12 protein-coding genes are annotated in these 14,146 nt (G+C 46.5%); 10 read left to right on the top strand and 2 right to left on the bottom strand.

From position 1 onward, the window contains the following. Positions 1-5: 5 nt before the first annotated feature. Complete coding sequence (locus F0265_RS08210; RefSeq protein ID WP_171748508.1) at positions 6-767, top strand: sulfite exporter TauE/SafE family protein; 762 nt, start codon at positions 6-8, stop codon at positions 765-767. An 11-nt stretch (positions 768-778) separates the two neighbouring features. Here F0265_RS08210 and F0265_RS08205 read toward each other — a convergent pair whose 3' ends face one another. Together F0265_RS08205 and F0265_RS08200 are read right to left on the bottom strand one after the other, a co-directional pair. Next, positions 779-2,500, bottom strand: a complete 1,722-nt coding sequence (locus tag F0265_RS08205) for a cobalamin biosynthesis protein CobT (protein WP_171748507.1) — start codon at positions 2,498-2,500, stop codon at positions 779-781. Next, complete coding sequence (locus F0265_RS08200; protein ID WP_171748506.1) at positions 2,493-3,485, bottom strand: MoxR family ATPase; 993 nt, start codon at positions 3,483-3,485, stop codon at positions 2,493-2,495. The genes F0265_RS08205 and F0265_RS08200 overlap by 8 nt, the downstream gene beginning before the upstream one ends. A 286-nt stretch (positions 3,486-3,771) precedes the next feature. Between F0265_RS08200 and xsc the strand changes: the two genes are divergently transcribed. From xsc to F0265_RS08155, 9 genes are all read left to right on the top strand, one after another. Beyond that, positions 3,772-5,583 (top strand): sulfoacetaldehyde acetyltransferase, encoded by a 1,812-nt coding sequence (gene xsc, locus F0265_RS08195; protein ID WP_006959195.1) that lies wholly within the window; start codon positions 3,772-3,774, stop codon positions 5,581-5,583. A gap of 65 nt (positions 5,584-5,648) precedes the next feature. Next, positions 5,649-6,686 (top strand): putative sulfate exporter family transporter, encoded by a 1,038-nt coding sequence (locus F0265_RS08190; protein WP_171748505.1) that lies wholly within the window; start codon positions 5,649-5,651, stop codon positions 6,684-6,686. A 34-nt stretch (positions 6,687-6,720) separates the two neighbouring features. Further along, positions 6,721-7,509: an FRG domain-containing protein gene (locus F0265_RS08185; protein WP_171748504.1), complete on the top strand. Its 789-nt coding sequence runs from the start codon at positions 6,721-6,723 to the stop codon at positions 7,507-7,509. Positions 7,510-7,764: 255 nt separating this feature from the next. Beyond that, entirely contained in the window at positions 7,765-8,190 is a 426-nt protein-coding gene (locus tag F0265_RS08180) for a nuclear transport factor 2 family protein (protein WP_019276709.1), read from the top strand. Between the two features lie 49 nt (positions 8,191-8,239). Beyond that, the gene (locus F0265_RS08175) at positions 8,240-9,691 is read left to right on the top strand and encodes an FAD-binding oxidoreductase (RefSeq protein WP_171748503.1); all 1,452 of its coding nucleotides are present in this window, start codon (positions 8,240-8,242) and stop codon (positions 9,689-9,691) included. A gap of 112 nt (positions 9,692-9,803) precedes the next feature. Next, the gene (locus tag F0265_RS08170) at positions 9,804-10,805 is read left to right on the top strand and encodes a TRAP transporter substrate-binding protein (RefSeq protein ID WP_038512651.1); all 1,002 of its coding nucleotides are present in this window, start codon (positions 9,804-9,806) and stop codon (positions 10,803-10,805) included. 123 nt (positions 10,806-10,928) lie between these two features. After that, complete coding sequence (locus F0265_RS08165) at positions 10,929-11,477, top strand: TRAP transporter small permease (RefSeq protein WP_006959181.1); 549 nt, start codon at positions 10,929-10,931, stop codon at positions 11,475-11,477. A gap of 15 nt (positions 11,478-11,492) precedes the next feature. Then, positions 11,493-12,833: a TRAP transporter large permease gene (locus F0265_RS08160; RefSeq protein WP_038162149.1), complete on the top strand. Its 1,341-nt coding sequence runs from the start codon at positions 11,493-11,495 to the stop codon at positions 12,831-12,833. Positions 12,834-12,844: 11 nt separating this feature from the next. After that, complete coding sequence (locus F0265_RS08155) at positions 12,845-13,750, top strand: cache domain-containing protein (RefSeq protein ID WP_171748502.1); 906 nt, start codon at positions 12,845-12,847, stop codon at positions 13,748-13,750. The last annotated feature ends 396 nt before the right edge of the window (positions 13,751-14,146 follow it).

The raw sequence follows: 14,146 nt of genomic DNA, 5'->3' as shown, positions 1-14,146 counted from the left end.
ATTGAATGGAAATACCCGCTTTACTGGCCATACTCGCGACCATCGCCATCGGTACTTACTTTCAAACGGTAACGGGCTTTGGATTAGGAATCATAGTGATTGGCCTGACGGTCAGTCTGAATTTGGTCTCTTTGCCCGTTATCGCTGCTGTGGTCAGCATTGTTACCCTGTTTAACTGTCTGGTAGCTCTTGTTGGTAAGCCACTAAAGGGGGAATTGAAAATCATGCTGGCATTGGTCGTGGGTATCGTGCCTGGGGTCATGGCGGGTGTGTATTTGCTCGATGAACTGAGCGCGTCGGCGACCAATATCATGCGAGGGATGCTGGGGATCATGATTCTCGGTGCTGGGCTGAACTTCATGTTTAAGCCCAAAACGCTTGAAAACCGTTCTGCTTCCACTTCTTTTTTGTTCTCAGGGTTTGGCTCTGGTCTGGCTGGTGGTCTGTTTGGCATGGCTGGGCCGCCGATTGTCTACCATCTCTACAAACAGCCGTTTTCCATTGAGTTAGTGCGCAGCACCTTATTGATGGTTTTCGCGTGTACTTCGGCGTCTCGTACCACTTACGTCTATCTTGATGGCAGCTTAGAATCGAACATATTGCTGCTATCAGCAGTAGCTATTCCTTTGGTAACAGGGGTGACCATCATCGCGCGGCGTTTCCCACCCCCTTTGTCCAATCAACAGCTGAGGAAGTTGGTATTTTCAGTACTGTTGATGATAGGCAGCTACCTGATCATTGCCTCTCTTCTTTCACTACAAGCTTAGCAACGCCCTGTTCACCGTTTTAGCATAGTGAACAGGTGACGACAGATGGTAAACAAGCAGTTTTCCTGATGATCAATAATGATGTTACGCTGATAATAAGGGCTGAGATCGACCCCCATGCCAACGCCATAGACGTCAATCTGGGCGCTATGCGTTGCTTGCTCGATGACTTGTTTAAGGTGGTTGTCGAGATAAAACGAATCGTTAGCCGTTGAGGTCGCGGTATCCATCGGGCACCCATCAGAAAAAACGATCAGAATCTTACGTTGTGCGCCTTGTTGAGTGAGCCGTTGGCATGCAAACTGGATAGCTTCACCATCTATCCCTTCTTTGAAAATGTCGGCTTTACGCAGGCTGGCGATTCCCCGTCTTGCACGGCGCCAGTGGGTATCAAAGTCTTTGAAAACAATATGGCGCACTTCATTTAAACGCCCCGGGTGTTGGGGTTGCCCTTGCTTCAGCCATTGCCGATAAGCTCTGCCGCCATTCCAGTTTCCGGTGGTAAATCCGAGAATTTCACATGGGATGTCGGCCAGCCCGACAGATTTAAGCAAGGTATCTATTAACATGCTGAGCTTATGGGCGTGTTTTTGCATTGAACCTGAGCAGTCGATCAGGAAGGAAATGGCAACGTTGGAAGAGGCGCCGATATCAGTTTGAAAGAAAATGTGGCGATCATGGGGCGATGTCACCACCCGTGTAATGGCGGCGGCGTCAACGATGCCTTCTTCCAACTGATCCCGATGACAATTTTGCTCTGGCATTAGCACACTGCTGGCCAACATCGCCGCCAGACGCCGGGTATTGATTGAACGCGCCATCATATCATCGGTCAGTTTCTGTCTTAGTTCATCGAGCAGAGCATGGCGGACAAGGGACGTCGCTTGGCGAACTTGATCAAATTCACGTGTATAGACCTGGTACTGAGCATCGGCCAATTCAAACACTTTACTCTGGCCGGTTTCATCGGCTGGAATGTCAGTCTCTTCTATATCTCCGTCGACGATAAGGGCAATTTGCGCGAGGATTTTGATGTCTTCTTCGACGGTAGGTGTGCTTTGGTTCTCGGACTCTTTTTCTTCGCTTTCAATGAGTTCGGAAACACACTGGGCAAGCTGCAGAGCGTAAGTCGAAAACTCGGCTTGCTGATGCCTATTTTGTTTTAATGACTTGAGCGAATGCCCGATTAACGGCACGATTCCGGCACGCGTTGCTTCAATCGACTCGGCAATCGGTTCAGCAACCGCAACGCCAGTTAATCTTGAATAGATCACCTGCATCAGGGTAAACAGCAGAATGCCGAGGCGAGACTCAGTAAAACCATTTTGATGATATTGCTCACTCCAATAAGCGAAGTTAAAGCGAGTGCTCCGTTGAACACCTTTGAAATGCTCTGGGATTAATGACTCTACCCGTACTTGTTCGCAGAAGTCGAAAAGCAGCCGTTCAATGTCATGTTCTGGTCGCCGTGCTTGGTGCAGGTGGGAGTCGGACAAAAGCAGTCTCAGTGCGGCTGAGTCCATTTTTCCCTGCGTAGCCTGTTTACTTTTTGTCAGTTCGTGACGAGTCAAGAAAGTCAGGTCATTGGTGTGGGCAGACAGAAAATAAAACGGGCGATTGCCTTTGTACAGACGGTCACCTCGGTAGCTTAATGTGTCTTCGCCACTGATTGCACGGGCGACAGAAACACTCAGGTCGAGGATCTTTTTCTGCTGAGAGGAAACACTAGCCATGGCTGATGGGCTCCTGAGATGTGGTCGCGCAGTTGTCAGAGAGCAGAGCCTCCCCAAAGCAGCGGTAGTAATACTCAGCGACCAGTTCTTGCTCTTCATCTTCACAACGATTGACGAAAGACAGCCTGAAAGCGGTGGCGACGCTGTTGAAAATTTGAATATTTTCCGCCCAAGTCAGAACGGTTCTTGGAGACATCACGGTGGAAAGGTCACCGGCGGCAAAGCCATTTCGGGTAAGCCCTGCGGTGGCAATCATCTTATTGACCAGTTGGCGTCCGTTTTCCGTGTTGAGCTGGGGGATCTTCGACAAGACGATTGAGACTTCATGTTGGGCATCCAAATAGTTGAGAGTTGCAATGATATTCCAGCGGTCCAACTGACTGTGGTTGAGGACTTGAGTTCCGCTGTACAGTCCAGAAAAGTTACCCAAACCAAGAGTATTGCATGTCGCAAACAGGCGAAAAAACGGATGCGGGGTGATCACACGATTCTGTTCGAGAGACGTGTACTTGCCATCTTGTTCCAGCAATTGCTGGATAACAAACATCACATCTGGCCTGCCAGCATCGTATTCATCCAGTACTAATGCAATTGGCTGCTGTATGCTCTGAGGAAGAATGCCTTCTTTAAATTCAGTGACCTGCAAACCATCTTTGAGCACTATGCTGTCTTTGCCAATTAAGTCGAGTCGGCTCAGGTGGCCATCCAAATTGATTCGCAGACAAGGCCAGTTAAGTCTCGCTGCGACTTGTTCGATGTGCGAAGACTTGCCCGTACCGTGCATGCCTTGGATCAAGGTGCGTCGGTTTGAAGTGAATCCAGCTAAAATCGCCAGTGTGACCTCAGGATCAAAGCAATAGTTAGGGTCTATTTTAGGAACATATTCTCCTCTTTTTTCAAATGCTAACACCTCCAAATCACTGTCGATGCCAAAGGTTTCGCGAACGCTAACCTGCTTGTTTGGTGCCATGAGTGCCTGATCCATTTTCCTTCCCTCTTAATACAGCGCTGATCCCCATATGTTCAGTGACCATCTACTAGCTTGAACAAATCTGTGCTCGATTATGAGCAGGTCTGAATGACTTAACGACACTTTCTGTACAAAAAACTGTCAATAATGTGATCTAGTTTTATTAATTAGAATGAATTGTTCCAATTTGATGAAAAAATTTGACGACGAAAAAATCCCCAACTAAGGTGAATTTGAATCAAAAAAAGAGACAATTCATTCCGAAAAGTGAAATTTATGTCAATTCAAGGAGAAGGGAAGAATGAGTGAGCAAGAAAAACGCACGGTTGTTTCCGGCAATGCGACAATGACACCATCAGAAGCATTCGTTGAGACCATGGTTGCCAATGACGTAACAGATATGTTCGGCATCATGGGATCAGCATTCATGGATGCGATGGATATATTCGCTCCTGCAGGCATTCGATTGATTCCGGTAGTGCACGAGCAAGGCGCTGCTCACATGGCTGACGGTTACTCACGAGTTTCTGGACGACATGGTGTTGTTATTGGACAAAATGGTCCGGGCATCAGTAACTGTGTTACTGCGATTGCAGCGGCTTATTGGGCACACAGCCCAGTTGTGATTGTCACACCAGAAACGGGCACAAAGACCATGGGTCTTGGCGGTTTCCAAGAGTGTAACCAGCTGCCAATGTTTCAGGAGTTTACTAAGTATCAGGGCCATGTGACCCATCCAGATCGTATGGCGGAGTACACTGGTCGCTGTTTTGACCGAGCAATGAGTGAAATGGGTCCAACCCAGCTCAACATTCCTCGTGATTACTTCTATGGTGAAATTCAGACTGAGATTCCAAAACCAGCTCGTCTGGACAGAGGCCCAGGTGGTGAACAATCCCTTAATGAAGCGGCAGAGCTGATCGCAGAAGCGAAATTCCCTGTCATCATTTCAGGTGGTGGCGTGGTCATGGCCGATGCGATTGAAGAGTGTGCGGCACTTGCAGAGCGTTTAGGTGCTCCAGTGGTTAACAGCTACCTGCATAACGACTCATTCCCAGCTAGCCATCCTCTTTGGTGTGGCCCGTTAGGCTACCAAGGTTCTAAAGCTGCGATGAAGCTGATTTCTCAGGCCGACGTGGTGATTGCGCTCGGAACTCGTCTTGGTCCATTTGGTACGTTGCCACAGCACGGCATGGATTACTGGCCAAAAGACGCCAAAATCATCCAGATTGATGCTGACAATAAAATGTTGGGTCTGGTTAAGAAAATTTCTGTTGGCATCTGTGGTGACGCGAAAGCATCAGCAGTGGCATTAGCGACAAGGCTTGAAGGACGTGCTCTGGCATGTGATGAAAACAAAGCAGTACGCTTGGACAAAGTCGCGACAGAAAAAGCATTGTGGGAAAAAGAGCTCGACGAGTGGACGCATGAACGTGACCCGTTCAGCCTAGACATGATCGAAGAAAATGCCAATGAAACACCGTTCTCTGGTGGTGAGTACCTACACCCACGTCAGGTACTGCGTGAACTTGAAAAAGCGATGCCAGAAGATGTCATGGTGTCTACCGACATCGGTAACATCAACTCAGTGGCGAACAGCTATCTTCGCTTTGAAAAACCGCGCAGCTTCTTTGCCGCAATGAGCTTTGGTAACTGTGGTTACGCTTTCCCAACCATTATTGGTGCTAAGGTTGCAGCGCCACATCGTCCGGCGGTTTCTTACGCTGGTGATGGTGCTTGGGGGATGAGTTTGATGGAAACCATGACGTGTGTTCGTCACAACATTCCAGTAACCGCGGTGGTATTCCATAACCGTCAATGGGGCGCAGAGAAGAAGAACCAGGTCGACTTCTACAATCGCCGCTTTGTTGCTGGTGAGCTGGATAACCAGAGCTTCGCAGAAATCGCACGCGCAATGGGGGCTGAAGGGATTACCGTCGACAAACTGGAAGATGTTGGACCAACTCTGCAAAAAGCCATCGACATGCAAATGAACGAAGGCAAAACCACCATCATTGAAATCATGTGTACTCAGGAATTGGGCGACCCGTTCCGCCGAGATGCACTGTCTAAACCTGTTCGCTTCCTCGACAAATACAAAGACTACGTATAAGTCGCGGGCTGGCTGTCCGGCCAGAAAGTGGCCGGACTCAGGGATTGAGTAAGATGGTGGATGTAATGATTTCTAAAACAATGAAAATGCCGCGTAGTCTCTACTTTGAGGCGACAGGCATCGCACCGGGATTGCTGCTAAGTGTCGTGATTGCAGCGGCAGCAACCTTTGTCTCTGATCATTATGGAGGCCCTAAGTTTCTTTATGCATTGTTGCTGGGTATCTCATTGCACTTTTTATCCGATCACGAAAAGTGCGGTGCAGGTATCGAGTTTGCGGCAAAGAAACTGGTGCGGATTGGTGTGGCATTGCTGGGCGTGCGTATTGCTTTCAGCGATGTCAGTGCGATTGGGCTGGAAGGGGTAGGGATTCTGGCTGGCGCAGTCGTACTGACCATTTCATTTAGCCTTATATTGGCAAAACTGCTTAACGTATCGGGAACGTTTGGCCTACTTGCTGGGGGCGCAACGGGAATCTGTGGCATTTCAGCGGCCATGGCCATTTCATCCACCATCCCTCAAAGCAAGGAGAATGAGCAATACACCCTGATGACAGCGATTGGTGTTGCCGCATTCTCAACAATTGCTATGGTGTTGTATCCACTGATTGTTAATTCACTTGGCTTAACAGCGAGTGAAGCGGGTATGTTCCTCGGTGGTTCGATTCACGATGTGGCGCAGGTAGTTGGCGCCGGATTCATGTTATCGACAGAAATCGGCGATGCATCGACGCTAGCGAAGATGTTCAGAGTCGCCATGCTAATGCCAGTGATTTTACTCATTGCATTAACTTTCAGGGTAAAAAGTCATAACGGCAATTCAGATTCGCATATATCAACACCAATAATGCCGTTCTTTCTGATTGTATTTATTGGATTAATTACGATTAACAGTTTTGGTTGGGTTTCTGCGCCATTGGCAGAAGGTATGTCTGAACTTTCTAAATGGTGTCTGGTGATTTCAATTGCAGCTTTAGGGGTAAAAACCTCATTTGAAAAACTTTTTTCTCTCGGATGGAAACCAATACTGTTATTACTGCTTAATGCTGTTTTTATAGCGGGATATATGTTGACTGTGATTTATGGTCAACGAATGGTTTCTTAGTATTTGTGATTATTAGTACTGTAAGGATGTAATTATGGATGATAAACACTACATAAGTTCGATTAAAGACTTTTTCAATATAATAGAAACCATTGGTAATAATAGCGGTCCAACTTTATATCATGCACATGAAAATAATAACTCAATATTAGTTCCTAAACTTGGTTGTGTGCGTGCTAGAAATATATATGACTTAGAGCAAGAGACGTTATCAGCCATTAGAGTTTATGGCCTCCATTATCAGGATAAGCGTGAGATTAATGACTGGCTCTTGATGTGTATGGCGAGGCTACAAGGCTTTCCAACCAGGCTATTAGAATGGACTGAGAATGCCAGCAAAGCGCTGTGGTCTGTCTGCCACAGTGACAATGTTCAGAGTATGACGGTACTTAAAGCTAATGATAATCAGCATGTTAGATTTATTGACTGCCCATACTCTCTGAAAAGCACAAAGATATTTAATGCTGCAAGCTGTGATACGTATGAGCGAGACCGAGAGAAGTGGTATTCCATCCACCCTCTGAAACGCAGCGCGACAGAATACTTTGAATCCTTGTATGCGGAAAAGGAATATGAAAATCGATTGACTTTGATTCATATATTACCTTCAGTGAAAAAGAAACTTATAGAGGAATTGATAGCTATGGGTATTTCGTATCAACCTGAAAAAGAAAGTACAGATGTGCATACTCACTTAGATGATGCAGAAATCATGAGTAATAAAAATAAAGGAGACATTTCCTCAGAACATGATAATAAAAATGAACAACGTGTTCTTGAACAATACGGAAGAGTTTATCATCAAGACTTTGATTTTGATTGAGCATAAAGTGTCAGTATTATTCAATAATTCAAATTGATAATTTTATTAAATAGATCTGAATTTTATTTTTAATTGAATAATTAAATAGTCATAAAACTGTAATCTGTGAACTCAACGTTTGAATTAAATAAAACTCAAAGATAAAGTGAGGGACCTTGTTAACGAAATGTTAACTAGTCTTATTGCTCTAATTATAAATGGCAGATTATCTGCTGATATTAAACCAATAACGTAAACATAAAAGGACCTTGGAATATGAATATGCAAACTACTGCAGCGACATTAGTACAAGAAAACCAAGTCGATAGTGCTTTCTTACAATCATTTAGCGATGCGTGGAACAATCACGATGTTGAAGCCTTGATGACGTTCATGACTGATGATTGCGTATTCCACACGGTTGCTGGCGAAGGATTGTTTGGCACCACTATTGAAGGAAAAGAAGCGGTTCGTGACAGCTTTGCAGCGGTCTTCAAAAACTTCCCTGATGCAGCTTGGAGTGATCCTGTTCACTTCGTCTGTGGTGACCAAGCCATTACAGAATCAACGTTCTCTGCCACCAATCCAGATGGCAGTGTGACTGAAGCTCGTATGGTTGATGTCTTCACGCTTAAAGATGGCAAGATCCAAGTGAAGAATGCGTTCAGAAAAACTCGACCGGCACAGACTCCTAATAAATAAACGCGCTAAGAAATCGTTATTCACGTGTTATGACCAGGAGAGTCGAATTATGAGTTTAGTCATGGACCAGCCAGCCTTTGATGCTGAAGAGCCTCAGGTAAAAACGACACAAGCAAAAGATAAGTACGATCCCAAATATGATCCGCTTAAAGACAAAAACCCGGGACAGGGTAAGGAATACGCGCCGACTTACTGGGTTGATACTGCAGGCGCACCGCCAGAAGACGACGGCCCGATCACATCCGATATGGATGTTGATGTCGCCATCATTGGCTCAGGTTTTACTGGCTTGAGCACCGCGATTCACTTAGCTGAAATGTATGGCATTAAAGCGACAGTGATTGAAGCCAACCGCTTAAGTTGGGGGTGTAGCACCCGAAATGGCGGGCAAGCGCAATGCGCCTCCGGAAGACTGAAGCGTTCACAATGGATTCAACGCTGGGGTGTTGATACTGCTCTAAAAATGCACCAAGAGTGTGTGGATGGAATGAACACCTTTAAGTCTCTGATAAAAGACATCAACTGTGATCCTCAGCCGGGTGGCCACTTCTATATTGCTCACCGTGCCAAGATCATGCCGACGTTGGAGAAGGAAGCCAAATTGCTTCGTGAGACCTTTAACTATGACGCGCAGATCTTAGATGCCGACACCGTGAAACGAGAGTACGTCGGTGATCAGGAAGCTGCGGGGGCGATGCATGAGCCTGAAGGCATCGGTATTCATGCGGGCAAGCTGGCGTTTGGTTACCTGAAAAAGGCGCGAGCACTTGGAGTTAAAGTGCACCCAGCCAGCCCAGTTACAGGGTGGGAAACTCGAGGTGGTGTGCATTATCTCAAGACACCCGGTGGAGTGGTGAAAGCGCAGTCGGTCGGTGTGTGTACGGGTGGCTACACCAGTCAAGGTCTGCACTCTTCTCTCAAAAACCGTCTGTTACCGGTGTTATCTAACTCCATGGTGACGCGTCCACTGACTGCAGATGAAATAGCAGCGTGTAATTTCAAAACCAATCAGGTGATTACCGATACACGCGTATTGCGTCACTACTACCGTTTATTGCCAGACAACCGAGTACAGATTGGTACACGAAGTGCTATCACGGGCCGTGACGCTCCGCAGAAAAAGTACGAAGACATGCTAAGAGCAGATCTGGCGCGTAAATTCCCCGCACTGGATCAGATTCAGGTCGATTACTCGTGGTGGGGTTGGGTAGACGTTAGCCACGACATGATGCCGCGGATTTATCAGCCAAATCCGAGCGAGTCCATTTTCTATGCGTTGGGCTATGGCGGAAATGGCGTGATGTATTCGGCGCAGGCTGGTAAGCGCTTAGCACAGTGGATAGCAGGTGAAGGCCATACACTCGACCTTCCAATATTTGAATCAAAACTTCCGTTCCCGAACGTGAGAGAAGTGGTGGAATCGGAGTTATTTGCACCATTTCGACGAGTTGGGCAGCGGTTCCTCTATCAATGGTATCAGCTAAAAGATGAGGTGCTGTAATCAGTTAAATGTTCCAGATTAGGGAAATACAAACGACCAGGAAAGTTGTACCAGGTCACCTTGTGAGCAAAGCGCAGGTAGGGAATCTGCGCGATATGAAAAGGTTAAGACTATGAAACTTATAAAGAATAAAATTGTAGCAGGCATGACAATTGTAGCGATGACAGTATTGTCACACACAGCGGCTGCTCAAACTTTCAAGATGGCAATCGGCGATGCTGCCGGTGGCACTCAATGGGAACTCGGCACTAAGTTTACAGAGTTGATGGAGCAAAAAACGGATGGCAAGGTCAAAATCGACCTGTTTCCGAATGGTCAGCTAGGTAACGAGCAAGACACCGTCAACGACGCGGCCATTGGACTGTTGGACTTCTCTGTTTTGGCGATCAATAACGTCACACCTTTCTCTCCAACTGTTGGCCTTCTAACTATGCCTTACGTGATTCAAAGTGCTGAAGAAGCCGTGCTATTGACGCAAGGCCCTGTCGGTCAGGAGCTGGTGGAAAACACCATCCGTGATGCCGGTGTCCGTGTTGTGGGTTGGGCTTATTCAGGCTTCCGTGTGCTGACAAACTCGAAAAAACCGGTTGCGTCTCCGGCTGACCTAAAAGGCTTGGTGATTCGTGTCCCTCGTAACGAAATTATGATTGCCTCTTATCAGGCGTGGGGTGTAAACCCAACACCTATGGCATGGTCTGAGACGTTTACTGGTCTGCAACAAGGCGTGGTTGATGGTCAAGACAACCCTTACATCACTGTCTATGCGATGAAGTTTAATGAAGTGCAAAAGTACGTCACTAACATTCGTTACATCTTCTCGCTAGAGCCACTGATCATCAGTGAAAGTATCTTCCAGCAGCAATCTCCTGAAATGCAGAAAATCATTCTTGATGCAGGTAAAGAAGCAACGGAACATAGCTTTGCTTACCTACAGGAAACAGAAAGCAAAATTCGTAAAGACCTTGAAGACAAAGGCATGGTGTTTACAGACCCAGCTGACGGTGAGAAAGAGTGGATTGATAAAGTCACTAAATCTGTCTGGCCTAAGTTCTACTCAAGTATCGGAGGCAAAGAAAAGCTAGACAACGTTCTTGAACTACTGGGTAGACAATAACGACAAGATACACCCTATCTGTCCCGAGCAGGGCAGGTAGGGTTTTTACATGGCCTTACTTGTTTATCTGTTCAATACCCTTGAGCGACTGGTTGTCATGTAAAGATCAACACCGGAGGCTATATGTCAGTCGCTAAAACAATTAAAAAACACCTGAACAATGTCGAGGAATACACTTGCTGCCTGCTACTGGCAAGTTTTGTCCTGCTGTTGTTCTCACAGATCATTTCACGCCAGCTGTTCGATTATTCCATTCCATGGGGAGACGAAGTCGCCACCTACATGTTTGTTTGGTTTGCCTATTTAGGCGCGGTTGTCGCAGCCAAAATGTCGGCGCATAACCGAGTCAGTTTTCACTTCAAGTTTTTCCCTCCTATCGTCCAGACCATCAGTGAAACCATTGCAGATTTCCTTTGGTTACTGTTCAACGGTTACTTCGTTTATCTGAGCTATGACTTTGTGTTCAACAAAATGAACCTGTTCTGGAAATCTCAGACGACGGGGATTCCGATGAAGTATTTCTACATGATTCTTCCGATCGCGTTTTCACTAATGATGATCAGGATCCTCTGGAACAATTACGAGCGCTTGTTCAAAGGAGTGAAAAGTGAAGACCCAGAGGTCAAGGAGCTCAATAAACTGACAATGCAGAAGTCGCTGAACTCGCAGTAAGAGAGAGAAGTAACGATGGATGAATATTTAACTCTGATTTTGTTTGGCGGCTTTTTAACCCTGCTGATTTTAGGCGCACCGATTACTGTGTCTCTGGCAGGGGCTTCAATGGCTGCTTATTTAATACTGGATAAGAACCCGATTGCGTTGGTGCAAATCGCATTTACCTCGGTCGGTAATTTCCCTTTGATGGCTTTGCCTTCCTTCGTACTCGCGGGCGCTTTGATGGAAGCAGCCGGAATTTCCAAGCGGTTGGTTGATATCGCTGAGAGCCTTGCCGGGCCAGTGACAGGGGGGCTGGGTGCCGCCACTGTAATGGCGTGTCTGTTCTTTGGCGCGATTTCGGGCTCAGGGCCAGCGACGACCGCGGCGGTGGGTATGCTGATGGTCCCAGCGATGGTGAAACGTGACTATGAGAAAAGCTACGCGTCGGCGGTTACCGCTGCCTCAGGCGGTCTCGGGATCATCATTCCGCCGTCGATTCCTTTGGTCATCTTTGGCATTTCGGCGATGGGTTTAATGGCCCCACCGGAAGCCATTGCGCAGCACGGGCAGTTCGCCTCTCTATCGATTCCAAAGCTGTTTGTAGCTGGGGTCGTTCCGGGGTTGATCATGGCATCGACCTTAGTCATTACCAACTACATGATCGCGAAGCGCAAAGGCTATTCTGGTCTGACAGAGAATTGGTCATTCGGTGATATCAGGCATACTTTGCGCCGTGGTGTGTGGTCAATATTAGCGCCGTTTCTGATCCTTGGCGGTATCTACAGCGGCATGTTTACTCCGACCGAATCGGCCGTGGTTGCGATCTTCTACTCGCTGTTTGTCGGGCTGTTTATTCACCGTGAATTGTCGTTTAAGAGCATTACCAAATCGCTGTCGACCACAACCTGGATTACAGGGCGTGTCCTGCTGATCTTGTTTGCTGCCACTGTGTTTGGTCGCCTGCTGATCGAACAGAAAATACCAGTGGTTGTAGCAGAATCTCTGCTTGGCTTCACCGACAACATGTACCTAGTGTGGGCGTTAACCATCACGCTACTGCTGTTCATTGGTATGTTTATGGAAACCCTAGCAGCCATCATGATCATTGTGCCGGTATTGCTGCCCATTATGTACATGCTTGGCGCAGATCCAACGCACGTTGGGATTGTGGTGGTATGTACGTTGTCGATTGGTTTTGCCACTCCACCACTGGGAGAAAATATCTTCGTTGCCTCGGGGATAGGCGGGGCCACGGTGGAGCAAATTACCGCTAAGATTCACCCATTTGTGCTTGCCTCGGTAATTGGTGTGTTTGTGATTGCCTTCTTCCCACAAATCAGCTTATGGCTGCCATCTATGGTCGGATACTAGGAGGTATGAACGTGAAATTACAACGAATTCTTCTTTTAGCCACTTTGATGCTGAGTGCTCTCAGCAGCGCGATAGTACAAGCTGAAGAGAGCCAGCAAGCGGTCAACGTACTGGATATCTCGGAGCCGCATGTCGCAACGCAGGCAGAGCGCAGAGCAAAAACGCTGTTATCAAAAGCCGTACTGCATATTCAGAACCAAGGCGATAAGGCGGTCAGTGATTTTTCTACTGACTCAGCATTTGTTGATGACGAACTGTATGTCTTTGCGGTGGGAGTCGATGGCCAGTTTCTCGCCAGTGGTGGCTCATCAATGGTGCTAATTGGTGACAGTGTTTTGGATACTCAGGATGTGTATGGTAAGCCCTTCTTTCGTGAGATGATCTCGAAAGCGGTTCACAATGGCTATGGTGAGGTGGACTATCACTGGACCAATCCAACCGATCGAATGGGGGAGCCCAAGAAAACCTTCTTTGAAAGGGTGGGAGATGTGATTGTGGCCGTGGGCTACTATCCTGAGCGTTCCAGTGCGACTGAAGCAAAACAACTATTGTCGAGAGCTATGGCCGCGATGGTGAGTTCAGAGCAGCAGAGTTTAGACGCATTCAACGATATTGATGGTGATTTTGTTCAAGGCGATCTGTATGTGTTTGTGCTCGATATTAACTCTGGTAAGTTTCTCGCTCACGGCACCTCTCCGGAGTTAGTTGGGCGTTCGCATAACGAAATTCTTAATCCAGATCTCAAACCAATCGTGACGGAGCTATTGTCATTGGCGCGTAAGAATGGGCGAGGGGAGTACTCCTACCGATGGTTGAATCCGTTATCAGGTAACGTTGAGAATAAACACACTTATTATCGAGTATTGGATAACAAAGTCGTCGCTGTAGGTTATTATACTAAATCTACGTCGTCGTAATTTAATTAAAATAAAAATCTAGAACTGAATAAGGCCACTCTACTGAGTGGCCTTATTATTAGGTCTGGATAATAAGTAATTTTATTAAATTTATAGGAAGTGGGCATTTCATTTAAACGATATTTTAGCTTCTGGTAATAGAACGTTGAGTTATAACCATGATGGTTTTAATGAATAATTTTTATTTCGTTTATAAATATTAATGGATTTTTCAGTAAAAGTTGGATTTCGTCTCGGTGGTTATCTTTGATTTTCACTGCTTGGTTTAATGGGTTTATTTTAAGTTATTGAATTATTATTGTTTTTTGGTTTGTTGGCTATGGGGGTTACTGTTTCGCTAAGCATAGGGTTCTTTATCGATGAAACTGTCTTAATATTTGTCAATTGATCGATTTG

This window comes from Vibrio sp. RE88 (assembly GCF_013113835.1).
GTDB lineage: Bacteria > Pseudomonadota > Gammaproteobacteria > Enterobacterales > Vibrionaceae > Vibrio.
This window is presented reverse-complemented; position numbering and strand designations above follow the sequence as displayed.